Origin of the sequence: Aeromonas sp. QDB34 (assembly GCF_027705405.1) — a bacterium.
GTDB classification, from domain to species: domain Bacteria; phylum Pseudomonadota; class Gammaproteobacteria; order Enterobacterales; family Aeromonadaceae; genus Aeromonas; species Aeromonas hydrophila.
This window is the reverse complement of the sequence record NZ_JAPDBT010000008.1, coordinates 156,410-181,982: the sequence shown is the minus strand read 5'-3', so window position 1 is coordinate 181,982 and position 25,573 is coordinate 156,410. Positions and strand designations below refer to the sequence as shown.

Below are 25,573 nucleotides of genomic sequence, written 5' to 3'. Positions count from 1 at the left end.
AAAAATCCGCCCCCCTTTTCGGACTCATGCCGCAGGAGTAGAGTATCCGGCTCCGACGCTTGAGGAAGTACTCATGAACAACCAATTTGCCGTCATCGGCCTGGGACTGTTTGGCAGCGCCCTGTGTGAAGAGCTGCAACGGCAGGATGCCGAGGTGCTGGCGATAGACATCGACGAGAGCAAGACCCGTCAGATTGCTACCCTCTGCAACCACGTCATCGTCGCCGATGCCACCGACGAGGCCACAGTGGCCGAGCTGGGGCTGGCCGACTTCGACATCGTCTTCGTTGCCATCGGTGACAACCTCGAGACCAGCATCCTCACCACCCTCGTCCTCAAGGAAGCCGGCGTGAAGAAGGTGTGGGTCAAGGCGCGCGACAAGTTCCACGCCAAGATCCTGCAGAAGGTGGGGGCCGACAAGGTGATCAACCCGGAGTGGGACATGGGCCGCCGGGTCGCCCAGAGCATGCTGGACAACCGGTTGTTCGACTATCTGGAGCTGGGCCACGACATGGTGCTGACCGAATTCGTCATCGGTTTGCCGCAAAATGGCCGCACCCTCGCCGACCTGCATCTGCTGCAGCAGACCGAACTGCAACTGCTGGCCATCAAGCGCGGCCAGGTGCTGCACAACGTGCTGACCGGCAAGATGGAGCTGCAACTGGGTGACATCCTGATCCTGGCGGGCAACAAGCACGCCATCGACCACTGGCTGGAAACCCTATGACCCGCTGGCGTAGCAACTACGCCTTCGCCCTGCACCGGGACGACGAGTCGCGCTGGAGCGAAGCCAAGCTGATCCTCGGCAGCTTCCTGATCATCCTGCTGGTCGGCACCCTGTTTCTGGTGCAGCCCTCCAGCCACAACGGCGAAGTGAGCTTCATCAACGCCCTGTTCACCGCCACCTCGGCCATCAGCGTGACCGGGCTCGGGGTGGTGGATACCGGCACCGCCTTCACCCTGCAGGGGCAGATCTTTTTGCTGATGCTGATGGAGATTGGCGGCCTCGGCCAGATGACCATGACCCTGCTGCTGATCGCCATGTTCAGCAAGCGGGTCGGTCTGCGCCAGCAGGTGTTGGCCAAGGAGGCGCTGGGCCAGGAGGGGTCGGTCAACATCATCCAGCTGGTGAAGCGGATCGTGCTGTTCGCCTTCATCGCCCAGCTCATCGGCACCGGCCTGATGGCCATCCGCTGGGTGCCCGAGCTCGGCTGGGAGCGCGGCCTCTATGTCAGCTTCTTCCACGCGGTCTCGGCCTTCAACAACGCCGGCTTCTCGCTGTTCGCCAACAATCTCATGGACTACCGGGATGACCCCATCATCAGCCTGACCATAGCCGCCCTGATCATTCTGGGGGGGATCGGCTTCACCGTCATCGTCGACCTGGTGCGCAACCGCCGCTGGCGCAAGCTCAAGCTGCACAGCAAGCTGATGCTGATCATGACCCCGGGCCTGCTGCTGCTGGGCACCCTGATGTTCTGGCTGCTGGAGCACAACAACCCGGGCACCCTCGGCAAGGCCTCCTTCGGCGGTCAGTGGCTGGCGGCCTTCTTCCAGTCCACCAGCGCCCGTACCGCCGGCTTCAACTCCATCGACATCGGCCAGATGGTGCCCGCCTCCCTGCTGTTCATGATGATGCTGATGTTTGTCGGGGCCGGCGCCACCTCCACCGGTGGCGGTATCAAGGTGACCACCTTCGCGGTGGTGCTGCTTGCGACCAAGGCGTTTCTGACCAAGCGCCCCCATGTCACCGCCTTCGGCCGCACCCTGTCACCCCAGATAGTGACCCGATCGCTGGCTATCATCATCGTCAGCACCATGGTGCTGATGCTGGCCATGTTCCTGCTGATGCTCACCGAGCAGCAATCCTTCGACAAGATCATGTTCGAGACCATCTCGGCGTTTGCCACCGTGGGGCTCTCCACCGGCATCACCGCCGGTCTGAGCGAACCCGGCAAGCTGATCCTGGTGCTGGTGATGATCTGCGGCCGTCTCGGCCCGCTGACCCTGGCCTTCATGCTGGCCCGCCCGAGCGAGACCCGCATCAAGTATCCGGAAGAAGCCGTCTACACCGGCTGATGACACCGGGGCCCGCTGCGGCCCCGGTCATTCCCGCTGCCGCGTCTTGAGCCAGCGTCCCGGGCTCATGCCGAACTCCCGTTCAAACGCCCGCCCAAAGGCGGTTCCGCCGCTGTACCCCGCCCCCAGCGCCACCTGAGTGATGGACTCCCCTGCCAGCAGCTGCTGACTGGCCAGCATCATGCGCCAGCGTGTCAGATAGCCCAGAGGCGTCTGCCCGGTCAGCGCCTGGAAATGGGCGGCGAAGCGGGCGCGCGACATGCCCGCCTCCCGTGCCAGCGTCTCGACCGTCCAGGGCTCGTCTCCCCGCTGATGCATGGCCGTGACGGCCCGCGCCAGACGCGGGTCGGAAAGCGCAGCCAGCATCCCCTGCCGGCAGTGCCCCTGTTCCACCAGATGGCGCAGCAGCAGGATCAGCAGCACTTCCAGCAGACGGGAGAGGATCGGTGGCTGGCCGTAGCGGTCGGCGAAGGCCTCCTCGAACAGCAGGGTCAGCACCGGCGCCATGGTCGGAATCGTCTGCAGCGGCAGTACCAGGGTATCCGGCAGAGCCAGCTGCAATGGTGAGTCACCCGTCGGTCCGAACGACACGCTGGCGCACACCAGATCGCAGCCCGCCAGCTGACGCGGCTCTAGTCTGTGTCCCCGCCCACGGGGAAACAGGATCAGGGTCGGTTCGGTCAGCAGCAGGGGCTCGCCCCCCTCCTCGCGCAGCAGCAGTTCGCCACGGCGCAGCAGGTGCAGGTGGCCACCAGCCGGATAGTCATGGCTGTGGGAGTGCTGACACAGGTTGCCGGCAAAGAAGAGATTGGCCCGGGGCGCGGCATGGGCCAGCAGTATCGAAAGTGGATCCATGTTTGAGACGATAAGTCGCCAATAGTGGACTATGGGTGATAAACCGTACCATTAAAACCGGCATAGTGTCTCCCGTACCCAACCCAAACAGGAGCACATCATGAGTCGCATTCACCCCGTGAGCCAGCCCAAACCGGCTGCCGCCCCCACCTTCGCCGCCCTCAAAAGCAGCCTTGGCAAGGTTCCCAACCTCTACGCCACCCTGGCCCATTCACCCGCGGTGCTCAACGGCCTGCTCGGTTTTGCCGATGCGCTGGGCAAAGGGCGACTCAGTGCCCGCCAGCGGGAGCTGCTGGCACTGGCCATCGGCCAGGCCAACGCCTGCCAATACTGCCTGTCGGCCCACACCCTGCTGGCTGGCCGGGCCGGTTTCGATGACGATGCCATCCGGGCTGCCCGTCTGGCCCAGGCGGCGGATCCACTCGATCACGCCCTGCTGCAGCTGGCGGGCGCCCTGGTTACCCAGCGCGGTGTCATCAGCGATCAACAACTGGCCGCAGCCCGTGCCGCGGGTGTGGATGATGAGCTGGCAATGGAGGTACTGGGGCAGGTGGTCATCAATACCCTGACCAACTACGGCAATCATCTGGCGGCAACCGACATCGACTTCCCGCCGGTCACTCTCACCCCCTGACAAAGGAGCATGAATGGAACGCCATGACCGAGGTTTTCTGATCGCCCTCGCCGGAGTGGTACTGACCCTGCTCTGGATCGGCGTGTTCAAGTTCACGCCGACCGAGGCGGCGGCCATCCGGCCGCTGGTGGCAAGCCATCCGCTGATGAGCTGGCTCTATGCCGTGCTCTCGGAGCAAGCCGTCTCCAATCTGATCGGACTGGTCGAGATCCTGATCGCTTGCGGTCTGATTGCCGGCCTGTGGCGACCACGTCTGGGCTACTGGAGCAGCCTGGGGGCCATCCTGACCTTCCTCGTGACCCTCAGCTTTCTGCTGACCCTGCCGGGCGTCTGGAAGCTGGTCGACGGAGTGCCGGTCACCGAGTTCTTCATCTTCAAGGATCTGGTACTGCTCGGCGTTGCCTGGCATTACCTCAATTTGAGTCGCGCCAGACTGGCCGACGCCTGACGACAATGCCTTTTTGCGCCCCGACAGGGGCGCTTTTTTTTATCAGGCAGCCTTGGCCGGCCGCTTGCTCCCCCGCTTGGCTTTCCCGCTCGTGCCGCCAGCAGCCGGACTCTTTCGCTTGGTGAAGCGACGCTTGTCGGCCCCAGGCGCCGCCTTTGGCAAGGCGCTGAAGCTGGCCCCCGAATCCTGTCTGGCGCCGTCGATCAGGCCGTTCAACTGCTCGGTCAGCGGCCCCATGAATTGCTGATAGCTCGTCTGCCGCTCGGCAATCCGGCCGAGATGCTGTTCCCACAGTGCCGTCATGTCAGGGGTGGTCGCCGTGGCAGGCAGCGCCTGAATGAGAGCCCGCCCGGTCGGGGTCGCCTTGATGCTCTTGCCCTGGCGCACCAGAAAACGACGCTTGAACAGCAGATCGATGATGCCCGCCCGGGTCGCCTCGGTGCCGAGGCCGTCAGTCTCGCGCAGGGTCTTGCGGATCTCGGGATCCTGCACATAGCGGGCGATACCGGTCATGGCCGCCAGCAGGGTGGCATCGGTGAACGACTTGGGCGGCTGGGTCATCTTCTCCTGCAGCTCCCCCCGCTCACACAGCAGTTGCTCGCCCTTGCGCAGGGCCGGCAGAGTCCCCACCTCCTCTTCATCATCTTCCTCCACCCCGAGCAGCGCCTTCCAGCCCGCCTTGAGGATCCGCCGCGCCTTGGCCTGAAACAGGCCGCCGGCGATGCGCAGCAGTACCTTGCTGTCGTTGTACTCGAACGGCGGGTAGAACTGCAGCAGGTACTGACGGGCAATCAGGCCGTAAAGCTTCGCCTCGTCAGCCCCCAGCGTGGCCGGGTTGCCCTGCTTCTCGGTGGGGATGATGGCGTGGTGAGCGTCCACCTTGCTGTCGTTCCACGCCTTGCTGCGGATCTTGCCGTCCGCCTCGCTCACCGCCTTGGCCAGCGCCGGCGCCGTGCTGGCGATGGCCTCCCGCACCTGGCCGGCCCGGTTGAAGTGATCGCTCGGCAGGTGACGGCTGTCGGATCTGGGGTAAGTAATGAGCTTGTGGCGCTCGTAGAGCCCCTGGCAGACGTCCAGCACCCGCTTGGCGTCCATGCCGAACCGCTTGGCGGCATCGATCTGCAGGCTGGAGAGGTTGTAGGGCAGCGGCGCCGCCTGCTTGCGGGCCTGCTCCTCCACCTCTTCCACCAGTGCGGGTTGACCCTGGATCCGCTCCACCACCTTGGCGGCCAGCGCCCGGTTGAGCACTCGCCCCTCCTCGTCCTGCCAGGGCAGACAGGCCTCGGAGGGCAACCACTTGGCGCTGAAACGCTCGTTGCCTTCGGTCTGTAGATGGGCCAGCACCTCGAAGAAGGGTTTGGGCACGAAGGCTTCTATCTCGAGATCCCGCCGTACCACCAGCCCCAGCAGCGGCGTCTGTACCCGGCCGACCGACAGCAGCTCACTGCAACCCCCCTTGCGGCCAAGCAGGGTATAGGCGCGGGTCATGTTGATGCCGTAGAGCCAGTCGGCCCGGCTGCGGGCCAGTGCCGACACCGCCAGCGGCACGAACTCCTTGTTGTCCCTGAGCTTGTCGAGGGCACGGCGCACCGCCGGCGGGTTGAGATCACTGATGAGACAGCGCAGCACCGGCCTGGTTTTGCCATAGCCGAGGAAATCGATCACCTCGTCCACCAGCAGCTGCCCCTCCCGGTCCGGGTCACCGGCGTTGACCACACAGTCGGCCTGTTTGATCAGCCGCTTGATGACGGTGAGCTGGGTTTTGGTCTTCGGCTTGGCCACCAGCTGCCACTGGGCCGGGACGATAGGCAGCGACTCCATGCGCCACTGCTTGTAGGCGGCGTCATAGGCATCGGGCTCGGCCTGCTCCAGCAGATGGCCGATGCACCAGGTCACCACATCCCCCTGCGCGGTTTCGATAAAACCGTCCCCCTTCTTGTGGGGCTTGGGCAGCACGTCGGCAATGGCACGTCCCAGACTGGGCTTCTCGGCGATGAAGAGTCGCATGGCAAACACCTGAACACTGTATATGTGAACAGTATATAACGGGCCCCGGGCAAAGCCCAAGCCCTCCCCGGGCGCGAGGCGACAGGCCTTTGCCGAGGCAGGAGCGATTGAGAGGGGGTGGCGGGCGGGTGCACAGCACCGCCGGGTGGTGGATGGCAGGCTCAGGCTGACCATGACTCAAACGAGGACAAAAAAGACGATAAAATCGCAGGAAGTTAAATTAAATTCAATTAAATGATAAATTACAAAATAATAAATGCATTTAAAATAACAATACAAAATATAAATCATGATAGAGGTCAATCAACTACCTCTCCATGGATACTACTATATTGGTAATATTTGATCGTAGGAAAACGCCGTCATGCTTGGAAAATTGTTGAGAAAAACCTGGTTCTGGCTACTGCTGCTCGGGGCCCTCTTGGGCGTTGCAGCGCTGGGGGTCACGGTGACCGTCATGCACAAGACCAGCTCCACCGAGTTCTGCGTCTCCTGTCACTCCATGCAGACCCCGCTGGCCGAGTATCAGGGCAGCGTCCACTTCCAGAACGTGAAGGGCATTCGTGCCGAGTGCGCCGACTGCCACATTCCGGGTGATCCCACCTCCTATCTGTGGACCAAGATCCGCGCCGTGAAGGACATCTATCACGAGGCGATCGGCACCCTCGACACGCCTGAGAAATACGAGGCTCACAAGCTGCGCATGGCACAGTCGGTGTGGGACGAGCTGAAGGCCAACGACTCCGCCACCTGCCGCAGCTGCCACAGCTACGCGGCGATGGACATCCTGGCCCAGCGCCCCAACGCCCGCGCCGAGCACCCGGTCGCCATCAAGGAGGGCCAGACCTGCATCGACTGTCACCGCGGCGTCGCCCACATCATGCCCGACATGAGCGGTCTGGCCGCCGCCGGTGCCAGCGAGCTGGCGCAAGCCGCCGCCCAGACCCCGGCCAGCGTCACCACCCGTTACGCCATCGCCACCACCCCGCTCTATCTGGATGCCGGCGCCAAGACCGACGAAGGCACCCTGATGCCCTCCACCCAGGTGGAAGTGCTGGCCAACGACAACGGCCGCGCCCAGGTGCGCATCGACGGCTGGCAGCAGGAGGGTGTGAGCGAAGTGTTCTACGCCGCTCCCGGCAAGCGCATCCTGAGCACCCTGCTCGGCGACAAGGCCAAGGCGCAGCTCACCACCGGCAAGAGCGAAACCGACAGCGCCACCAACCTCACCTGGCATCAGGTCAGCCTGACCGCCTGGGTGGATCAGAGCCAGCTCATCGGCGATCAGGGCAAGCTGTGGCAGTACGCCTCCACCCTGATGTCCAACAACTGTACCGGCTGCCACGGCCTCACCGCACTGGATCACTTCAACGCCAACCAGTGGATCGGCGTCATCAAGGGGATGGAATCACGCACCTCCCTGACCCCGGAACAGGCACGCATGTTGACCCAATACGTCCAGAAACATGCCAGTGACATGAACGCGGCGCACTAAGGCTGGCACAGAGGAAATCGTCATGACTTTTTTTACCGATAAGCAAACCAATCTCTCCCGCCGCAACCTGCTCAAGGGCCTCGGCGCCTGCGCCGCCCTGCCGCTGCTGGCCGGCGTCTTCCCGAAAAGCGCGCTGGCCCAGGCCATCAGCACGGCGCTTGAACAATTCCCGACCCTGGTGCCGGCCCAGAAAGGCATCCTGACCGGCGCCCACTGGGGGGCTTTCGAGGCCATCGTCGAAGAGGGCCGCATGGTACGGGTCCAGCCGGTGGCCGATGATCCGGCCCCCAACGATCTCATCGACATGGCGCCGTTCCAGGTGCACGCCAAGAACCGCATCAAGTACCCCATGGTGCGCAAGAGCTGGCTGGAACAGGGCCCGGGCGCCAAGCCCGAGCTGCGTGGCGCCGACGAGTGGGTGCGGGTGAGCTGGGAGAAAGCCATTGAACTGGTGGCCGGCGAGATAGGCCGGGTGCAGAGCGACTTCGGCCCGCAGGCGATCCACGCCGGATCCTACGGCTGGAAGAGTGTCGGCATGTTCCACAACAGCCGCACCCTGCTGCACCGCCTGATGAACCTGGCGGGCGGCTTCACCGGTTATGCCGGCGACTACTCCGCCGGCGCCGCCCAGGTGATCATGTCCCACGTGATGGGCTCCATCGAGGTGTATGAGCAGCAGACCGCTTGGCCCAACGTGATCGAGCACGCCGAACTGGTGGTGCTGTGGGGGGTCAACGCCCAGGTCACCCTGAAGAACAGCTGGAACATGCCGGATCACGAAGGTCAGGCCGGTTTCAAGGCGCTCAAGGAGAAGGGCACTCGCATCATCAGCATCGACCCGGTCTACAACGAAACTGCCAAGCTGGCCGGGGCCGAGTGGATTGCACCGAACGCCTACACCGACGTGGCCATGATGCTGGGGGTGGCTCACACCCTCTACAGCGAGCAGAAGCACGATCAGGCCTTCCTCGATCGCTACACCACCGGCTTCGACAAGTTCCTCGCCTATCTGCTCGGCCAGGAAGACGGCCAGCCGAAGAGCGCCGAGTGGGCGAGCAGCATCTGTGGCGTCGATGCCAAGGTGATCCGCCAGCTGGCCCTCGACATGGCGTCCAAGCGCACCATGATCATGGCGGGCTGGGGCATGCAGCGTCAGCAGCACGGTGAGCAGCCCAACTGGATGCTGGTCACCCTGGCCGCCATGCTGGGCCAGATCGGCCTGCCGGGTGGCGGTTACGGCTTCAGCTACCACTACTCTTCCGGTGGCAGCCCCACCGCCAAGGGCGGCATCCTGGCGGGTATCTCCGCCGGCAATGCGCCAAAGAACGGGCCAGCGCCGATCCCGGTGGCCCGCATCGCCGACTGTCTGGCCAACCCCGGCAAGACCATCGACTTCAACGGCCGCAAGGTGACCTACCCGGACATCAAGCTGGTCTACGTGGCGGGCGGCAACCCCTTCCACCACCACCAGGACACCAACAACCTGGTCAAGGCCTGGCGCAAGCCGCAGACCGTGATCGTGCACGAGCCCTACTGGACCGCCACCGCCAAGCACGCCGACATCGTCCTGCCGGCCACCACCAGCTACGAGCGCAACGATCTGGAGATGGGCGGCGACTACTCCCAGCGCTACGTGTTCCCGATGCATCAGTGCGTGCCGCCCCAGTTCGAGGCGCGCAACGACTTCGACATCTTCCGCGACGTGGCCGCCAAGCTGGGTCTGCAGGAGCAGTACACCGAAGGCAAGGACGAGATGCTGTGGCTCAAGCAGATGTATGACGGCATGGCCGCCCAGGCCCGCGGCGCCCGGGTGGCACTGCCGCCGTTCAACATGTTCTGGGAGTCCAACAACTACATCCGTTTCCCGGTGCCAGAGGCGAACCGCCAGTGGATCCGTCACGCCGATTTTCGCGAGAACCCGCTGCTCAACCCGCTCGGTACCCCGTCCGGCAAGATCGAGATCTTCTCCAGCACGGTGGCCGGCATGGGCTATGCCGACTGCGCCGGCCATCCCAAGTGGTATGAGCCCAAGGAGTGGATCAAGAGCAAAGAGGCGACCCGCTATCCGCTGTCGCTCAACACCTCCCACCCGACCCAGCGGCTGCACTCCCAGCTCGACAACACCCCGCTGCGGGACAAGTTCGCCGTCGCCGATCGCGAGGCGATCCTGATCCACCCGGACGACGCCAAGGCACGCGGCATCCAGGATGGCGATCTGGTGCGGGCCTTCAACGACCGCGGCCAGATCCTGGTGGGGGCCCTGCTCTCGACCGACATCCGCCCGGGGGTGGTGCGGGTGTGCGAAGGGGCCTGGTTCGATCCGGCCAAACCGGGTGAGGCGGGGAGCCTGTGCAAGAACGGCAACGTCAACTGCCTCACCTTCGACGAGGGCACCTCCAGCCTGGCGCAGGGCAACTGCGGCCACATGGCCCAGCTGCAGATCGAGAAGTACCTGGGCCCGGCCCCGGTCAACACCGCCCACGCGGTGCCGGCCAACGCCTGAGCAGAGGACTGAGCAACAAAAACGGCGCCATCAAGGCGCCGTTTTCTTATCGCGGTTTGTGGTGTGACTCAGAAGTCACCCTCAACCATCTACTCTTCCGGACACTCCACCCGCTTTGCAGCCAGAGCGCGGACAAGGGCTCAGAATCAGAAGTCACCCTCAACCATATACTCTTCCGCACACTCCACCAGCTGGGGCCAGAGTTCTTCCGGCACCCAGGCATCCGGGTCATCTTCATCCCCGTCGTACTGGCTCCAGAAATAGCGGCGCAGGCCGGAGGCGAAGTCATCGCTCAGCTCGGCCAGCTCGGAGAGCGGCCCCAGCCAGGCGATGCGGCGCAGGCCGGAGGCGAGATCGTTGATAGCGTCCATCAGGCCACGATCGTCGAAGCTCTGCTCCACCAGCAGGGTGAAGCGCTCACGCGCCCGCTCGGTCTGATCCTCATCCAGCTCGCCCACGTCGGCCAGCAGGTCGACGAAATCTTCCAGCAGGAAGGCAATCAGGCTGTCGCGATCCTCAAACCACTGGATCTGGGCCCCCTTGGTGCCCAGCACGGAGGCATCGAACGAATCGTCGAGGTGACACAGTGCCCATGGATCATCGGTCATGGTTCTCTTCCTCAGGCTAAAACAGGTGCCATATCTTATGCCTAGCTCTCCACTCTTGCCACCTTGGGCAGCGAGAGAGAAGCCGCCAGCCCGCCGAGCTCGGCGCGCCCCATGATGAGGCTGCCGCGGTAGGCTTCCGCCAGATCGGAGACGATGTTGAGGCCCAACCCCGAACCCGGCACCTTCTCGTCGAGGCGCACCCCGCGCAGCACCGCCTTGGCGATCTGATCCTCGCTCATGCCGGGACCGTCATCCTCGATTCGCAGGGTGATCCAGCCCCCCAGCTCGGCGCTGGAGATGCGCAGTTGACCTGCCGACCACTTGAAGGCGTTCTCCAGCAGGTTGCCCACCATCTCGTCGAAGTCCTGCTCCTCCACCCCGACCGCCAGGGTGGCCGGTACCTGCAGATCCACCTCCCGGCCCGGATAGAGGCGGGAGAAGGCGCGGCAGATGTACTCCACCCGCGCCCGCACCGGGGTCGACACCCCGAGGATCTTGGCGGCACCGGTCACTCGCGCCTTGCCGAGGTGGTAGTCGATGTGGCGCTGGATCTGATCGAGCTGCTCGCCGAGGGCGGCCTGATCTTCCGGCGGCAGCTGGGCCACCTGGTTGCGCATGATGCTGAGCGGCGTCTTGAGGGCGTGGGCCAGGTTGCCGGTGTGGGAGCGGGCCCGCTGCAGCAGCTCGCCGTAGTGGTGCAGCAGCCGGTTGATGTCCTCCACCAGCGGCTGGATCTCCAGCGGGTAGCGCAGCCGGAACCCCTCCTGATGGCCCTGATGGACCCGGCTCAATTCGCGCCGCAACAGGTGCAGCGGCCGCAGGCCGTAGACGATCTGGAACATGAAGCCGAGTACCAGCCCGGTCGCGGCAAAGCCGAGGCCGAGGAACAGGCTGATGCGGGTCTTCTTCAGGGTCTGGGTCAGGGCGCTGCTGTCCTTGGCCATCACCAGGGTGAACACCCGATCCGACCCAGGCAGCAGCACGGTGCGGGTCATGATCAGCAGCGGCTCCTTGTTGGGCCCCTTGCCGACGAAGAGATCCGGATCGCCGAAAGCCGACTTCAGGCCGTGCACGTCGAGGTGCACATCCCACAGGGAGCGGGAGCGGCTGACCACGCTCTCCCCCAGCTCCAGCTGCCAGTAGTAACCGGAGTAGGGCTGGCGAAAGCGGGGATCGGCCATGGGTTCGGTGACCACCGGCAGGCCATCCGGCTGGATCTCGAGGCGGGAGAGCAGATCGTAGAGCTGCAGGCGCAGGCCGTCGGCCTCCGCCTCCTGCCAGTAGTTGCGCATCATGGTCTGCAGGCTGAAGCCGGTGGCGAACAGGAACAGGCCGCACCAGACCATGGCGATGACCACCAGCCGCCCCCGCAGGGTACGCACCAGCCTCATTCAGCCGCTCCGGCACAAGAGGGCATCAAGAGCCGGCTCATTCGTTGATCCGATAGCCGAGACCGCGCACCGTCTCGATGAGATCGGAGTGGGTCTTCTTGCGGATCCGGCCGATGAACACCTCCACCGTGTTGGAGTCGCGGTCGAAATCCTGGGCGTAGATATGGTCGATCAGCTCGCTGCGCGACACCACCTTGCCCCTGTGCTGCATCAGATAGCCGAGCACCCGGAACTCGTGGGCGGTCAGCTTGATGGGGGTGCCTTCGTACCACACCTGGGAGGCCGCCATGTCGAGCCGCACCCCGCCGATCTCCAGGATCGAGCTGGCGTTGCCCGCCGCCCGCCGCACCAGGGCATGGACCCGGGCCACCAGCTCGGCCACCTGGAACGGCTTGGTGAGGTAGTCGTCGGCCCCGGCGTTGAGCCCCTCGATCTTCTCGTGCAGCTGGCCACGAGCGGTCAGCACCAGTACCGGGGTGTCGATCCCCTTGCTGCGCCACTCCTTCAGCACGCTCAGGCCGTCGCGGCCCGGCAGACCGAGATCCAGAATGATGGCGTCGTAGGGCTCGGTCTCGCCGAGAAAGCCGGCCTCGTTGCCATCGTGGCAGAGGTCGGTCACGAAACCGGACAGGCGCAGCTGTTCCGCCAGCTGGCCCGCCAGGGTCTTCTCATCTTCAACTATCAGAATTCGCATAAATGGGTATCCAAAGCAGGGTTGTGCCGGTACCGGCGGCGGTTGGGGAACGAACCGGGTGGCGGCGCGTTCGCGGACTCACTCCATCACTCCTCTTCCGGGGGCGGACGCGGTTCGAACAGCCGCTCCAGATGATGGCCCTTGAGCCACACCATCTCCAGGTTGTCGGCCCGATAGCCCACCTTGATGACGCTGTTCTCGCTGTCGATCAGCTTGAGTTCGTACAGCCAGATGCCGTCCTCCTCCCCCAGATCGACCCGCAGCACCCGTACCGGCAGGCGGGAAGCCACCTCCATCACCTCATGAAAGGGGCGTACCCGTCCCTCGCTGACCGCCTGCTGCAGCAAGGCCTCGTTCGGCGTGGCCGCCTGTGCCAGAGCCGGCAGCAGCAACCCAAGCAGAGACAGGGCTCTATTCATGGATGATTCATCTCCCAAAACCTAACATAATGCCGTTTATAGTCTGCCAGCCATGAATCCGGAATGAATATGATCCGACGCAGTTTCCTGCTGATCCTTTGCCTCTTCTCCACCCTCGGCTGGGCGGCCGAGAGCCGTCTCGACATGGCCGGGCTGGTCAAACTGCTGGTGGCCCAAGGGTATCACGACATTCGGGAAGTGGAGCTGGAAGGGGACAAATTCGAGGTGGAAACCCTGGATGCCCAGGGGCAGCGGGTACGACTCCTGGTAGACGCCCATACGGGTGACATCAAAAAAGAGGCCGACTAGGCCTCTTTTTTATGGCGGGTTGTCGGGGCGGCGCACTGCCGGCCTCATGCCTCCCTCAGTTTCTGCGGCCGAAGCCGGCGCCAGGGGCGCAGCAGCTTGTCGCGACGTGGCACCAGCAGGGCGCAGGCCAGCAGCAGATAGATGAGCGGCTCCTGCCAGCCGCTCTTGAGCGACCACCAGTAGTGCACCGGCACCAGCAGGGCCACCGCGTAGATCCAGTTGTGCAGCTGCTGCCAGGCCGGCCCCATGCGCCGCAGCAGGGCCGGGATCGAGGTGAGACTGAGCGCCAGCAGCAACAGCAACGCCACCATCCCCACCACTATGTAGCTGCGCTTGACCAGCTCGCCGCCAATCAGCCCCCAGTCGAACTGCAGATCCAGCCCCAGCCAGACCATAAAGTGCAGACCAGCCCAGGCCGCGCACCAGAGCCCGAGCGGGCGGCGCAGCTTGATGAGCTGCCCCTGCCGCCAGCGTTTGGCCAGCGGCGATACCAGCAGGGTGAGCAGCAGCAGGTTGAGCGCCCCCTTGCCCAGATAGTGAGTCAACCCCTGTACCGGATCCCCTCCCAGCAGGCCGCCGGGCACGGCCACCAGCAGCCAGAGCAGAAACCCCAGCGAGGCGAGGTGTACCAGCGCCCGCAGCAGGGTGATGTGACGCGCCGTCAGTCGCAGAGTCATGGTGTCAGCTCCTCTCGTCTCAATACCACTTGCGCAGATCCATACCCTGATAGAGGGACGCCACCTCGTCGGCATAACCATTGAATGGCAAGGTCGGCTGACGCTTGGCCCCGAAGATGCCCCCCTCGCCGATGAAGCGCTCGCTGGCCTGACTCCAGCGCGGGTGATCCACCGCCGGATTGACGTTGGCGTAGAAGCCGTATTCGTTGGGAGCCAGCAGGTTCCAGGTGGTGGGCGGCATCTCCTCCACCAGCCGGATGGAGACGATGCTCTTGATGCTCTTGAAGCCGTACTTCCAGGGCACCACCAGCCGGATCGGCGCACCGTTCTGGGCCGGCAGCGCCTTGCCGTAGAGCCCCATCGCCAGGAAGGAGAGCGGGTGCATCGCCTCGTCGATGCGCAGCCCCTCGACATAGGGGTAGTCGATGCCGCCACCGAGGGAACGCGACGCCTGTCCCGGCAGTTGCTCCGGATCATAGAGAGTCTCGAACGCCACGAACTTGGCGCGGCTGGTGGGCTCGGCGCGGCGGATCAGATCCGCCAGCGCGATGCCGCTCCAGGGCAGCACCATGGACCAGGCCTCCACGCAGCGCAGCCGGTAGATACGCTCCTCCAGCGTGCTCTTGTTGATGAGATCCCACACGTCCAGGGTAAATGGCTTGGCCACCTCCCCTTCCACCTTCAGGGTCCAGGGCTCGGGCTTGAGGTAGTGGCCGTTGCGGGCCGGATCCCCCTTGTCAGTGCCGAGCTCGTAGAAGTTGTTGTGGGTGGTGGCCTTCTCCTCCGGCGTGAGGATCAGCCCCTCCGGCCGGGTGGCGGCGTGGATGTTGAGCGCCCGGGTCGCGACCGGCGTCGGCTTGTCGCCAGAGAAGAGATCGAGCACCCCGGCCTGGGTCGGAAACGCCAGGGTGGCGGCGCCAAGCCCCAGCCCTTTCAAGATCAGGCGGCGATCCTGATAGACGGCTTCCGGCGTGACATCCTGTTCGGTGAGGTGGTGGGCAGAGCGGCGCTTGAGCAACATTGAAAAACTCCCGGGGCGATGAGGGTAACAATCATAAGACCCGCCCCGGCCGAGTTTTATTTCACGGAAAATTACATGAATTGATAGAGGGGCAGTGCCTTGGCCATGGTTCCGACCAGAAACAGCACTACGAACACCAGCAGGGGAACGATCACATTTGGCACCATCAGACTCACTCCATGAGCAGGACAGGGCCTCTAACTATGGAGCAGGGGCCAGCGCCTCACCATGAAATATTTTCGCGAGCGCAAGCGTATTCCTGAGTTGAAATGAGTGATGCAGATCACACACAATCCCGCCCCTGCTTGCCGCCCCTCTTGCGCGGGGTAGGCTCCCTTTTTTCCGAATTTCACTACTGAAGAGTCACGCCATGAGCCCATTGATCGCCATCGCCATCACGACCGGGATCCTCTCCGCCGTCTGGGGCTGGGTCGCCGTTGCCCTCGGCCTCATCTCCTGGGTCGGCTTCCTCGGCTGCACCAGCTATTTTGCCTCCAGCGGCGGCTACAAGGCGCTGCTGCAGACCCTGCTGTGCAATGCCAGCGGCATGCTGTGGGCCCTGCTGCTGATCCATGGTGACGCCTGGTGGGGCGCCGGCGTGGCGGGCTACCTGATGACCGGGGTGGTGGCCACCCTGATGTGCGTGCAGGCCAAGCAGCAGTGGCTCGGCTACATTCCCGGCACCTTCGCCGGTTGCTGCGCCACCTTCGGTGCGGCGGGAGAGTGGCGGCTGATCCTGCCGTCGCTGGTAATTGGTGCGCTGTTTGGCTACCTGATGAAGGCGAGCGGCCTCTGGCTCTCCCACAAAACCCAGAAAACCCAGGCCACCGCTGGCGTCACCGACCCGGCCTGATCCCGGCGATGTGACCGATCCGGTCTGAAACAAGAGGGGCGGTCCGTCATCGACGGGCCGCCCCTCTGTCATTTATCCCTTCGACTTGAAGTTCGCGGCTTCGATGCCGTGCCGATTCAACAGCTTGTAGAAATCGGTGCGGTTTCTGCCCGCCATGTTGGCCGCCAGGGTGACATTGCCCTCGGTGGTGCGCAGCAGCCGGATCAGATACTCCTTCTCGAACTCGGCCCGTGCCTCGTTGAAGGAGGGGATGCCACCACTGCCGCCGCTCAGCGCCGACTCCACCATGGCGGCGCCGATCACCGGACTGCAGCAGAGGCTGGCCAGCTGCTCCACCACGCTGCAGAGCTGGCGCACGTTGCCGGGCCAACCCGCCGCCGCCAGCAGGGCCAGCGCCTCCGGCGAGAAGCCGAGGGCGGCGCAGTCGCCGTGACGGCTGCGATAGTCATCCAGCGCCTGCCTGGCCAGCAGCGGAATGTCTTCGCTGCGGGCGCTGAGGGGGGGCAAGGTGATGTTGGCCACGTTGAGCCGATAGAAGAGATCCTCCCGAAAGCGCCCCTCCTCCATCGCCGCCACCAGATCCTGATGGCTGGAGCTGATGACCCGCACCTCGGGCGTGCCCTGGCCGTACTCCTGCAGCACCTGCAGCAGCTTGGCCTGCAGCGATTCCGACAGGTCCCCTATCTCGTCGAGAAACAGGGTCGCTCCCTTGGCCTGTTCAAACAGGCCGGACTGGCCATCCTCGCCGAACAGCTGCAGATCCAGCGCCGCCCACGGCAGCGCGGCACAGTTGATGACGTGCAGCGGCTTGTCACGCCGGCTGCTGGCCTGGTGCAGCGCCTGGGTCATGACGCCCTTGCCGGAACCGGACGGGCCCATGATCAGCACGGGCACCTCCATGGCGGCGATGCTGCCAGCCTGGATCAGCAACTGCTCCATCTGCGGGTTGCGGGTCAGGATCAGCGACTGCCAATCCTGTCGCTGCTTTGGGCGCGTCAGGCTCAACGCGTGCTCTATGGTGGCGAACAGCTCATCCTTGTCGATGGGCTTGGTGAGAAAGCTGAACACCCCGGAGCGGGTGGCCTGAATGGCATCGGGAATGGTGCCGTGGGCGGTCATGATGATGACCGGCAGCCCCAGCCACTGGGACTGGATCCGCTCGAACAGTGCCAGCCCGTCCATGCCGGCCATGCGCAGATCGCTCAGCACCAGATCGGCCCGTTGCTGGCGCAGCCGGTCGAGCGCCCCTTCGGCACTGTCGGCGGTATCCACCTCATAGCCCTGGCTGCGCAGGCGCATGCTCATCAGCTTGAGCAGGCTGGCATCGTCATCGACCAGCAGGATGCGACTCATTTCAGCGCCTCGCCATTGCCGTTCAGCTTGCGCTGATTGAGTTGATCATCGATGGCGGAGAGTTGCTCGATCTGGCGGCGCAGACGCTGCACCTCCTGACTCTGATCATCGCGCCGGCTGTCGCGGGCCAGCAGCTCCTCGCCGAGGGCTATCCAGCTGCGCAGGAAGGCCTGGGCATCCAGCCCGAGCTCCGGCAGCAGGCTCTTGAGCTTGTCCAGACCGGCCCGCCGGCTGGCCACCGACTCGGACGGGTGGGTGTTGACCATGGCCAGGCTGACCCGGCTCTCGATATCGGTCGCCCCCTTCAGGCGCTGGCGCTCCTGGGCCCGCTGCTGGGCATGGCTGGCCAGCAGCCAGTCCGAGTATTGCAGGCGTACCTGCATCTCCTTGTTGGCAAACTCCATCCGTTTGGCGAGGGCGAGATCCGGCGACGCCGCCGGGTCACGCGCTGGCAGCAGGGAACAGCCTGTGAGCAGGCTCATCATCAATACCGGAACAACACATTGTTTCATCTTGGGCTTCACTTCAACGTCAACCGGAAACAGACATCCGCCTGTTCATCTTCAACCAATACCAACTCGCCGCCAAGGCTCATCGCCGATTCCCGGGCGATGGAGAGCCCCATTCCGGAGCCTTTCAGCAGCCCCTGGCGCACAATACTGCCCTGCTCGAAGGGCTCGAAGATCCGCTCCCGCTCGGCCAGCGGAATCGCGGGCCCTTCGTTGGCCACCTCCAGCCAGCTGCCGTTGCCATCCTGCCCGGCGCGGATCCAGATCTGCCCGCCGCTGGCGCCGTAGCTGACCGCATTGGAGAACAGATTATCGAGGATCAGCCGCAAGCGATATGGCTCGGCCTGCAGGGTGATCGGATCGGTCGGCAAGTGTACACTGATTTGTTTGGATTCCAGCGCCAGCCGGTACTCTGCAGACAATTCTGACAGCAGGGGCGCCAGCGCCACCGGGGTCAGGGTGAACACCTCCTGCTGGCTAAGCCGGTTGAAGTCGAGCAGCCGCTCGATCAGGGTCTGCAGCCGGCGGCTGTTCTCCTCCAGCATCTGGCAGATCTCCTGCTGATCCGGGGTGAGCGGCCCTACAAGCTGCTCGGAGAGCAGATCCGCCCCCTCCCGCAACACCGCCAGCGGGGTCTTCAGCTCGTGGGAAACGTGGCGCAGGAACTGGTATTTCTGCTGCTCCAGCTCCTTCAATTTATCGTGCAGCCAGACGATCCGCTCCCCCAGCAATACCAGTTCGGCCGGCCCGTCCACCGGGCGTTTATCCGGTTCCACGCCGGCCCCCAGACTCAAGATCCGCGACTCAATCTGACGCACCGGGTGGATGATCAGATAGGTAAACAGCAGCACCAGCAGCAGGCTGAGCACCGCCACGAAACCGCTGACCCACCAGATCTCCGTCATCAGGGCGGCAATGGTCGCCCGCACCCGACTGACATGCTCGTCTACCTGGCTGCGAGTGATAATCTCAAGCTGCTGATTAACCTGATTAAATTCATCAAATTTGGGGCTGTTTGACTCGGCCTTGGCGCGGGCGAGATCCTGCAGGCTGTCGAGCCAGGCGAGCGCCTGCTCGAGACCCGTGTAAGCCTCGGCATCCGGGATGGAACTCTGGTGAGCGGCCAGCAGGCTGCGATAACTCGCCAGCTGCTGCTGATAACTGGCCAGGATGCGCTCATCCCCCAGCACCGCATAGCGACGAAGAGTACGTTCAAGATCAATGGCTTGGGTGGTCAGCAGCGTCGCTCGACGGGTGTCGCGCACCGCCCGTTCCAGCTCGTCGCTGGTCAACTGGCTGAGGTGTTCGAGGGACTGGCTGTCGTGCCAGATCATGCCGCCCAGAGGCATCAACACCAGAACGAACCCCATCAATACCACTTGCAGCAGGGAGCGTGGGCGTACCTTGGTCATCTTGGACTATCTCAATTCAGCAGGGGTGGGTCAGCATATCTGCACTCCCCCAAAAAGCAAAACCGGCCAGGGGGCCGGTTCATGTTGCAGCTTGGGCATCACGCCAGACCGACGGATGCCACACAGATAATCAGGATCATGGCCAACGCGCCAGATGCGGTCAGCAGTGCCCATTTCAGTTCCACGCTCATGCAAACCTCCTTTCTTGCCAAGATGATAGAGCCTGATCACAACAGACAAACCGATGTTAATGCATAGTTAACCCGATAACCGTGAGCTGTGTATGAATTTCAGATGAGCCCCATCCAAGGACCGGTGACATGTTCTATCTGTGTAGCATTGGATCGAATCTTGACCCCCATCAGCACGTCAGTCAGGCGGTCGGCGAGCTGCTCGTTCACTTTGGCCGCCTACAGCTGAGCTCGGTGATCCAGACCAAGCCGGTCGGGATGAACTCCAGCCATGATTTCCTCAACTGCCTGTTCGTCGCCGAGAGCGAGCTGGCACCGCACCAGCTCAAGGCACATTTCGTCGCCATGGAGCTGGCCCACGGCCGGGATCGCAGCGATCCGCGCTGCAAGGTGCTGGACCGGCCGCTGGACATCGACATCCTGGCCAGCAGCCAGAGCGATGACTTCTCCACCGCCCGGGTCGATGCCTATCTCGACGAGCTGCTGGCGGAGCTCTATGGCCGTGGCCAGGTGCATGATCGCAAAGTGACCCTGCCGCTGCACACCCGCTTGATGGCGGGCAAGGTGATCGAGGAGCGCCAGGTCGGTCTCGCCCCCATCGCCCTGCAGCAGGAGATGGCGACCCCCGCCGCGCTCCTGCGCTGACCCTAGATGACGGCCAGACCGCGGCCGCCATCCACCCGGATGCTGGCCCCGGTCATGTAGTCGTTCTGCATCAACAGCTGAACCGCCTGCCAGATGGGCGCCAGCCCCCCTTCCCGCGCCAGCGGCGTCTTCGCCAGCACCTGCTGACGCCATGCCTCGCCATGCTCGTCGAGAAACAGGATGGGACCCGGCTCTATGGTATTGACCCGGACGGCCGGTGCCAGCTCGCGGGCAAAGCTCATGGCCAGCGAGTGGGCCCCCGCCTTGGTGGCCACATAGCTGGCGAACTGGGGTGCCGGCGCGTGGATATAGATATCGGTGATGTGGATGATGCCGGCATTGGCGTTGCGCGCCAGCTGGGGCGCCAGCGCCCGGTTGAGCTGGAAGGGGGCCGCCATGTGCACCCGGTAGAACTGCTCAAACTGTGCCAGTTGCACCGCCGGATCCGCCGCCTGCGGCTCAAACGCCGAGGCGTTGTGGATCACCAGCGCCAGATCCTGATGGATGGCCAGCGCCTCGATCAACTTGCCGACTTCCCCCTCGCGAGAAAAATCCGCCTGCACCAGCTCGACCCCCAGCGCCCGCAGCCGCGCCAGCTCGGGTCGTTCGCTGCGATAGCTGCCCGTCACCTGCCAACCCGCCGCCACCAGCTGTTCGCACAGATAGAAACCAAGCCGGCGGCCACATCCCGTCACCAATGCACGCATACCCTCTCCTTGATTGTCCGGCCGGGGGATACCTATCGATCCCCACGGCACAAGCCATTGGCCGTTGCCGCCACCCGGCGGGCATAGTGGCGCCATTGCCACCTTAACGGAGCCACTTCCATGTTACAGATCCGCGATCACATGAGCCGTTCGACCCACTCCCTCACCCCGCAACTCGGCCTGGCCGAGGCGCTGGACCGGCTGCATGACTCAGGCCTGAGCGGCCTGCCGGTGCTGGACCCGCAGCAGCGGCTGATCGGTTTTCTCTCTGAGCAGGATTGCATCCCGAGCCTGCTCACCGGCAGCTATCACTGCGATACCCGCACCCGGGTCGAGGATCTGATGAGCCGGACACCGCTCTCGGTCAGCCCGGATGACAGCATACTGGATCTAGCCAGCCAGATGACCGAGGCCAGGCCCAAAGTCTATCCGGTGCTGGAGGGGAACCGGGTAGTCGGCGTCATCAGCCGCCGGCAGGTCATGCAGGCCCTCAACGCCCAGATGAAGGGCTGCCTGCCCACCTAGATCTGGTAGCGCCCCTTGTCGCCGATATCGAAGTGCAGCGGCATGCGCCACTTGGCCAGGGAGAGCAGGCAGAGCAGCAACCCGCACACCAGCGCCACCAGGGAGGCGGCCCAGCCAATGCCGGCCAGCTCCAGCAGCCACAACAGGGGCAGCAGCAGAGGGACCGCCCTGATCCCCGGAATGGCGAAGCAGAACTGCTCCTTGAAGGCCAGCCCCGCCAGGGTGGCCAACGCCGCCCCCAGCACCAACACATCCGGCGCCCCGCTCGCACTGAGCAGCAGCGCGCCCCAGCCCAGCCCCTGCAGCACAAAGCGAATGCGCTTGTCATAGACATGCAGGCATAACCCGCATACCCCGCTGGCCACGGCCAGCGCCACCAGCCAACTCGCCGGCGCCAAAAAATCCTGCCCGAGCAGCAGGCTTGCCCCTCGACACAGCAGCAGCAAGGCTGCCAGACTCAAGCCAAGGCGATAGAGGCAGACCGACACTCTGTCGATGCCATCCAGCTCGCTTTCTATTTCAGGGTTTGCCATCGGCGGTCGCCTCTGTTGCAGGTAGGGGCCAATATACTTGAATTATGCCCGCGAGCGATTCCCTATTCCGTGCAGGAGATGTGGTTTGCGAAGATTCATTCTGCTCTGCCTGTTGTTCCCCCTCTGGCTGCAGGCCAAAGAGTTGATCATCGGTGGCACCCTGGAGCCGCCGCTGAAGTTTCTGGATGCACAGGGCGTTCCCCATGGTCTGGACGTGGACGTGGTCAGCACCATCTTCGGCAAGCTGCGCATTCCCATCCGCATCGAACTGACCGACTCCGGCGCCCGGCTGACCCGCAACGCCGAGACCGGGGTGTACGACCTGGTGATGACCCACTCCTACAAGCCGGAGCGGGAGCGCTATCTGCTCTACCCCCAGCAGGCCCACCTGCGCCACAGCTGGCACTTCTTCGTGCGCAAGGCCGACCTGCTGAAGATCCGCTACGACACGCTGGCGGACCTCAAACCCTGGCGCATCGGCATCACCAAGGATTTCTCCTATACCCCGGAGCTGACCGCCGCCCTCGCCGACCCGGCCTATCACTTCCAGGAGATCCCCATCAACCAGCTGCAACTGCGCAAGCTGATCGCCGGGCGTATCGACGTGGTGCCCATGCCGCTGGTCACCGCCTTCGCCCAGATCAAGGAGGAGGGGCTGGAGGGCAAACTCGATTACCTGCCCAAACCACTCAAGGCCAGCCCTTACTACACCGTCTGGACCAAGGCCAGGGCCGATACCACTACCCCGGCCCTGATGGCGGCCTACGACGCCGAACTGCTGCGCATGAAGCGCGACGGCCGGCTCAAGGCCATCTACGACCAGTACGGCATCCCCTATATCGAGCCCTGAGCCCGACCGTCAGGGCTGCACGCCTCGCAAGATCGGGCTCTGCAGTGAAATCCGGGTTTCGCATGTGAAATGGAGCTCCCGCATCCCTCAGTCCTTAAGGCTTCACATCCCGCAAGATCGGGCTCTGCAATGAAATCAGGGTTTCGCATGTGAAATGGATCTCCCGCGTCCCTCAGTCCTTAAGGCTTCACATCCCGCAAGATCGGGTTTTGCAGCGAGATTAACGTCTCGGTGGACTGGATCTCGTCGATGGTCTGGATCTTGTGGATCAGCACGGTCTGCAACTCGTCGATGGAGCGGGTCATCACCTTCATGAAGATGCTGTAGTGGCCGGTGGTGTAGTAAGCCTCCACCACCTCGTCCAGCGCCTGCAGCTTGGCCAGCGCCGAGGGGTAATCCTTGGCGCTCTTCAGGTTGATGCCGATGAAGCAGCAGACGTCGTAGCCCAGCTTCTTGGGGTTCACCTGCACCCGCGTTCCCTCGATGATGCCCGCCTGCTTCATCTTCTCCACCCGCACATGGATGGTGCCCGGGCTGACCAGCAGTTGTTTGGCAAGCTCGGCATAGGGAATGCGCGCATTCTCCATCAGGGCGGTGAGGATGGCCTGATCGAGATTATCGATCCGATAATTTTCCGGCACTTTTTTGCACTCCCTTTGATGATTCGTCATTAATTACCGGTGCATTTTGAAGAAAAAAATACACAAAGCCTATTTCTATTATCGAATATTGAATTTAGTTGGCAATCTGTTGAAGAATCCTCACATCCAACGGGTTCAAGACAGGTATTCAGCATGAAACAGCACTACATTCGCAGCCAGCAACAGATCAGCTTCGTCAAAGAGATGTTCTCCCGCCAACTCGCCCAGCAACTGGGTCTGATGGAGGTGCAAGCCCCCATCCTGAGCCGGGTAGGTGATGGCACTCAGGACAACCTCTCTGGCCACGAGAATGCGGTGCAGGTCAAGGTGAAGACCCTGCCTGAGCACAGCTACGAAGTAGTCCATTCACTGGCCAAGTGGAAGCGCCAGACCCTGGGTCGCTTCGGTTTCGGCCCGGGCGAAGGCATCTACACCCACATGAAGGCGCTGCGTCCGGACGAGGATCGCCTCACCCCCATCCACTCCGTCTACGTGGATCAGTGGGACTGGGAGAAGGTGATGCCGAGCGAGCGCCGTGACCTGGCCTACCTGCAGGAAACCGTGCGCGGCATCTGGGCTGCCATCAAGGCCACCGAGCGCGCGGTCTGCGCCGAGCACGAGCTGACCCCCTTCCTGCCGGCCGAGATCCAGTTCCTGCACAGCGAAGAGCTGCTGACCCGCTACCCGGACCTCGATGCCAAGGGGCGCGAGCGGGCCATCGCCAAGGAGCTGGGTGCCGTATTCCTGATCGGCATCGGCGGTGCCCTCTCCCACGGTGAGCGCCACGACGTGCGTGCCCCGGACTACGACGACTGGAGCAGCCACAGCGAGCTGGGTCTGGCCGGTCTGAACGGTGACATCCTGGTGTGGAACCCGGTGCTGCAAGACAGCTTCGAGATCTCCTCCATGGGGATCCGGGTCGACGCCGAGGCGCTGCGCCGCCAGCTGGCCATCACCGGTGACGAGGATCGCCTGCAGTACGACTGGCACCAGGATCTGCTGGCCGCTCGGATGCCGCAAACCATCGGTGGCGGCATCGGCCAATCCCGTCTGGCCATGCTGTTGCTGCAAAAGGAGCATATCGGTCAGGTACAGGTCGGCGTCTGGCCGGCCGAGATGAAAGCCGCCGTGCAAGGCATGCTGTAACGAATGAAAGCCATGCCGGCGTCATCGCGCGGGCATGGCAACAGGCAAGTGGCCGTCGGGGTTGAGCGAGCGCATCCCCGGCAGGCTGTAAGAAGCGAGGCCAGCAGTGGCCGCGCTTCGCAATCGGGGGCTTGCCCCTGCGACCCGCTCAACCCACGTCAGGTCGCTTCACTACATTCCTCCCGGCAATCTTCGGATTGCCGTTTTTTTTTACGCCGAAAAACTGTGCTCAAAACCCGCCCCGATCTGGCACTGGCGCGGCAACCCTGCCTTTCTGCTGCCGGTGCAGTGGCAGGCAAACAACCGATCCACCGCCTCTTCCTGCAGATAGGCACCGAGCGCCACCGCCCGCTGTGGGCCGGAAAACTTCAGGTGCAGGCCGCCGATGACGGCGTGGATCCGCTCGTCGCCACACACCTCCTTGGCCCGCTCAATGATGTTCTCGACCCCGGCGTGGCCACAGCCGATAAAGACGATGAGCCCCTGCTCGCTCTTGTAGGCCAGCGCCGAATCGTCGCTGATGAGGTCTTTCTCCACCCGCCCACCCCGCACTATGTAGCCGAGCAGCGAAGGCGCAGCCCGGTCGCGCCGCACAATGCTGCCGAGGAACACCAGACGATCCGAGAGCCACACCGGCTCGGCCGAGCAGTGGGGGAGCAAGCCCTTGGCCGGCAGCGACTCCCGAGCCAGCGCCCCCGACAGGCGATAGAGGTTGCGCCGCCAGAAGGGCAGCGACAGGAAGTAGCCCCGCTCGCAGAACACATCCGGACAGGCGATGAGCGGAATGGGTCTTGGATAGACGGGCAGCGAGCCGACCCCGCCCACATGGTCATAATGACCGTGGGAGAGCACCACATGGGTGAGCGAGGCGAGATCGATCCCCATCACGGCGGCGTTGTGGCACAGCGCCCGGCCACGGCCGCTGTCGAACAGCACCCTGAGGCCGTCACACTCCAGCAGCAGCGCCAACCCTCGCTCGGGCAGACAGCCAGGCAGATGAACGTCGTCGTCCACCAGCACGGAAAACTTCAGCATCTCGCTTCCCCTGAAAACAAAACGCAGGCACGA

The 25,573-nt window shown here is 63.7% G+C and carries 28 protein-coding genes; 12 read left to right on the top strand and 16 right to left on the bottom strand.

The genetic code is table 11. The features are described from left to right. Window positions 1-73: 73 nt before the first annotated feature. Together OKC29_RS13215 and OKC29_RS13210 are read left to right on the top strand one after the other, a co-directional pair. On the top strand, window positions 74-727 hold the full coding sequence (locus OKC29_RS13215; RefSeq protein WP_011707709.1) for a potassium channel family protein: 654 nt from the start codon (window positions 74-76) through the stop codon (window positions 725-727). Beyond that, window positions 724-2,079: a TrkH family potassium uptake protein gene (locus tag OKC29_RS13210; RefSeq protein ID WP_011707710.1), complete on the top strand. Its 1,356-nt coding sequence runs from the start codon at window positions 724-726 to the stop codon at window positions 2,077-2,079. The genes OKC29_RS13215 and OKC29_RS13210 overlap by 4 nt, the downstream gene beginning before the upstream one ends. Window positions 2,080-2,106: 27 nt before the next feature. Here OKC29_RS13210 and OKC29_RS13205 read toward each other — a convergent pair whose 3' ends face one another. Beyond that, window positions 2,107-2,934 (bottom strand): AraC family transcriptional regulator, encoded by an 828-nt coding sequence (locus tag OKC29_RS13205; RefSeq protein ID WP_073352074.1) that lies wholly within the window; start codon window positions 2,932-2,934, stop codon window positions 2,107-2,109. A gap of 100 nt (window positions 2,935-3,034) precedes the next feature. Between OKC29_RS13205 and OKC29_RS13200 the strand changes: the two genes are divergently transcribed. Both OKC29_RS13200 and OKC29_RS13195 read left to right on the top strand, forming a co-directional pair. Beyond that, on the top strand, window positions 3,035-3,568 hold the full coding sequence (locus OKC29_RS13200; protein WP_073352076.1) for a carboxymuconolactone decarboxylase family protein: 534 nt from the start codon (window positions 3,035-3,037) through the stop codon (window positions 3,566-3,568). Window positions 3,569-3,581: 13 nt separating this feature from the next. Continuing rightward, on the top strand, window positions 3,582-4,016 hold the full coding sequence (locus tag OKC29_RS13195; protein ID WP_005306350.1) for a DUF417 family protein: 435 nt from the start codon (window positions 3,582-3,584) through the stop codon (window positions 4,014-4,016). A 42-nt stretch (window positions 4,017-4,058) separates the two neighbouring features. Here the strand turns inward: OKC29_RS13195 and OKC29_RS13190 are convergent, their stop codons facing one another. Continuing rightward, window positions 4,059-6,023 (bottom strand): DNA topoisomerase III, encoded by a 1,965-nt coding sequence (locus tag OKC29_RS13190; RefSeq protein ID WP_073352078.1) that lies wholly within the window; start codon window positions 6,021-6,023, stop codon window positions 4,059-4,061. 364 nt (window positions 6,024-6,387) lie between these two features. Here OKC29_RS13190 and OKC29_RS13185 point away from each other — a divergent pair, with 364 nt between their 5' ends. Further along, window positions 6,388-7,518 carry a NapC/NirT family cytochrome c gene (locus OKC29_RS13185; protein ID WP_073352080.1) on the top strand — a complete coding sequence of 377 codons (1,131 nt, stop codon included), beginning with the start codon at window positions 6,388-6,390 and terminating at the stop codon, window positions 7,516-7,518. 22 nt (window positions 7,519-7,540) lie between these two features. Then, window positions 7,541-10,021, top strand: coding sequence for a trimethylamine-N-oxide reductase TorA (torA, locus tag OKC29_RS13180; protein WP_073352082.1), 2,481 nt, complete (start codon window positions 7,541-7,543; stop codon window positions 10,019-10,021). Between the two features lie 146 nt (window positions 10,022-10,167). On the opposite strand, the gene OKC29_RS13175 is transcribed toward torA, so the two are convergent. The 4 genes from OKC29_RS13175 to OKC29_RS13160 all read right to left on the bottom strand — a co-directional run bounded on the left by OKC29_RS13175 (window position 10,168) and on the right by OKC29_RS13160 (window position 13,133). After that, window positions 10,168-10,629, bottom strand: a complete 462-nt coding sequence (locus OKC29_RS13175; RefSeq protein WP_010635837.1) for a hypothetical protein — start codon at window positions 10,627-10,629, stop codon at window positions 10,168-10,170. A 41-nt stretch (window positions 10,630-10,670) separates the two neighbouring features. Next, complete coding sequence (locus OKC29_RS13170; protein ID WP_039212974.1) at window positions 10,671-12,020, bottom strand: sensor histidine kinase; 1,350 nt, start codon at window positions 12,018-12,020, stop codon at window positions 10,671-10,673. 37 nt (window positions 12,021-12,057) lie between these two features. Further along, window positions 12,058-12,714 carry a response regulator transcription factor gene (locus OKC29_RS13165; RefSeq protein WP_011707717.1) on the bottom strand — a complete coding sequence of 219 codons (657 nt, stop codon included), beginning with the start codon at window positions 12,712-12,714 and terminating at the stop codon, window positions 12,058-12,060. A gap of 86 nt (window positions 12,715-12,800) precedes the next feature. Continuing rightward, complete coding sequence (locus tag OKC29_RS13160) at window positions 12,801-13,133, bottom strand: PepSY domain-containing protein (protein WP_011707718.1); 333 nt, start codon at window positions 13,131-13,133, stop codon at window positions 12,801-12,803. Between the two features lie 63 nt (window positions 13,134-13,196). Between OKC29_RS13160 and OKC29_RS13155 the strand changes: the two genes are divergently transcribed. Next, window positions 13,197-13,442: a PepSY domain-containing protein gene (locus tag OKC29_RS13155; RefSeq protein ID WP_010635834.1), complete on the top strand. Its 246-nt coding sequence runs from the start codon at window positions 13,197-13,199 to the stop codon at window positions 13,440-13,442. Between the two features lie 44 nt (window positions 13,443-13,486). Here the strand turns inward: OKC29_RS13155 and msrQ are convergent, their stop codons facing one another. Then, the gene (gene msrQ / locus OKC29_RS13150) at window positions 13,487-14,119 is read right to left on the bottom strand and encodes a protein-methionine-sulfoxide reductase heme-binding subunit MsrQ (protein WP_011707719.1); all 633 of its coding nucleotides are present in this window, start codon (window positions 14,117-14,119) and stop codon (window positions 13,487-13,489) included. Between the two features lie 19 nt (window positions 14,120-14,138). After that, window positions 14,139-15,140 carry a protein-methionine-sulfoxide reductase catalytic subunit MsrP gene (gene msrP, locus OKC29_RS13145; RefSeq protein WP_073352084.1) on the bottom strand — a complete coding sequence of 334 codons (1,002 nt, stop codon included), beginning with the start codon at window positions 15,138-15,140 and terminating at the stop codon, window positions 14,139-14,141. A 370-nt stretch (window positions 15,141-15,510) separates the two neighbouring features. Here msrP and OKC29_RS13140 point away from each other — a divergent pair, with 370 nt between their 5' ends. Next, window positions 15,511-15,993 (top strand): DUF1097 domain-containing protein, encoded by a 483-nt coding sequence (locus OKC29_RS13140; protein WP_073352086.1) that lies wholly within the window; start codon window positions 15,511-15,513, stop codon window positions 15,991-15,993. A gap of 72 nt (window positions 15,994-16,065) precedes the next feature. On the opposite strand, the gene OKC29_RS13135 is transcribed toward OKC29_RS13140, so the two are convergent. The 4 genes from OKC29_RS13135 to cydH all read right to left on the bottom strand — a co-directional run bounded on the left by OKC29_RS13135 (window position 16,066) and on the right by cydH (window position 19,458). Beyond that, on the bottom strand, window positions 16,066-17,346 hold the full coding sequence (locus OKC29_RS13135; RefSeq protein ID WP_011707722.1) for a sigma 54-interacting transcriptional regulator: 1,281 nt from the start codon (window positions 17,344-17,346) through the stop codon (window positions 16,066-16,068). Beyond that, window positions 17,343-17,858, bottom strand: coding sequence for a hypothetical protein (locus OKC29_RS13130; protein WP_011707723.1), 516 nt, complete (start codon window positions 17,856-17,858; stop codon window positions 17,343-17,345). Before OKC29_RS13130 ends, OKC29_RS13135 begins: the two co-directional genes overlap by 4 nt. A gap of 8 nt (window positions 17,859-17,866) precedes the next feature. Further along, entirely contained in the window at window positions 17,867-19,267 is a 1,401-nt protein-coding gene (locus tag OKC29_RS13125; RefSeq protein ID WP_011707724.1) for a sensor histidine kinase, read from the bottom strand. Window positions 19,268-19,365: 98 nt separating this feature from the next. Continuing rightward, window positions 19,366-19,458, bottom strand: coding sequence for a cytochrome bd-I oxidase subunit CydH (gene cydH / locus OKC29_RS13120; protein WP_017409791.1), 93 nt, complete (start codon window positions 19,456-19,458; stop codon window positions 19,366-19,368). Window positions 19,459-19,587: 129 nt separating this feature from the next. Between cydH and OKC29_RS13115 the strand changes: the two genes are divergently transcribed. Further along, window positions 19,588-20,103, top strand: coding sequence for a 2-amino-4-hydroxy-6-hydroxymethyldihydropteridine diphosphokinase (locus OKC29_RS13115; protein ID WP_073352087.1), 516 nt, complete (start codon window positions 19,588-19,590; stop codon window positions 20,101-20,103). 2 nt (window positions 20,104-20,105) lie between these two features. Here OKC29_RS13115 and OKC29_RS13110 read toward each other — a convergent pair whose 3' ends face one another. Continuing rightward, entirely contained in the window at window positions 20,106-20,810 is a 705-nt protein-coding gene (locus OKC29_RS13110) for an SDR family oxidoreductase (protein ID WP_073352088.1), read from the bottom strand. Between the two features lie 120 nt (window positions 20,811-20,930). Between OKC29_RS13110 and OKC29_RS13105 the strand changes: the two genes are divergently transcribed. Continuing rightward, window positions 20,931-21,335: a CBS domain-containing protein gene (locus OKC29_RS13105; protein ID WP_073352090.1), complete on the top strand. Its 405-nt coding sequence runs from the start codon at window positions 20,931-20,933 to the stop codon at window positions 21,333-21,335. Here the strand turns inward: OKC29_RS13105 and OKC29_RS13100 are convergent. Beyond that, window positions 21,332-21,868, bottom strand: coding sequence for a DUF2301 domain-containing membrane protein (locus tag OKC29_RS13100; protein WP_073352092.1), 537 nt, complete (start codon window positions 21,866-21,868; stop codon window positions 21,332-21,334). The genes OKC29_RS13105 and OKC29_RS13100 overlap by 4 nt on opposite strands. An 85-nt stretch (window positions 21,869-21,953) precedes the next feature. Between OKC29_RS13100 and OKC29_RS13095 the strand changes: the two genes are divergently transcribed. After that, on the top strand, window positions 21,954-22,718 hold the full coding sequence (locus tag OKC29_RS13095; protein ID WP_073352094.1) for a substrate-binding periplasmic protein: 765 nt from the start codon (window positions 21,954-21,956) through the stop codon (window positions 22,716-22,718). Window positions 22,719-22,897: 179 nt separating this feature from the next. On the opposite strand, the gene asnC is transcribed toward OKC29_RS13095, so the two are convergent. After that, window positions 22,898-23,359, bottom strand: coding sequence for a transcriptional regulator AsnC (gene asnC, locus OKC29_RS13090; RefSeq protein ID WP_011707730.1), 462 nt, complete (start codon window positions 23,357-23,359; stop codon window positions 22,898-22,900). Between the two features lie 153 nt (window positions 23,360-23,512). Here asnC and asnA point away from each other — a divergent pair, with 153 nt between their 5' ends. Continuing rightward, the gene (asnA, locus tag OKC29_RS13085; protein WP_016352287.1) at window positions 23,513-24,505 is read left to right on the top strand and encodes an aspartate--ammonia ligase; all 993 of its coding nucleotides are present in this window, start codon (window positions 23,513-23,515) and stop codon (window positions 24,503-24,505) included. 210 nt (window positions 24,506-24,715) lie between these two features. Here the strand turns inward: asnA and OKC29_RS13080 are convergent, their stop codons facing one another. Then, window positions 24,716-25,540: an MBL fold metallo-hydrolase gene (locus tag OKC29_RS13080; protein WP_073352098.1), complete on the bottom strand. Its 825-nt coding sequence runs from the start codon at window positions 25,538-25,540 to the stop codon at window positions 24,716-24,718. Between the last annotated feature and the right edge of the window lie 33 nt (window positions 25,541-25,573).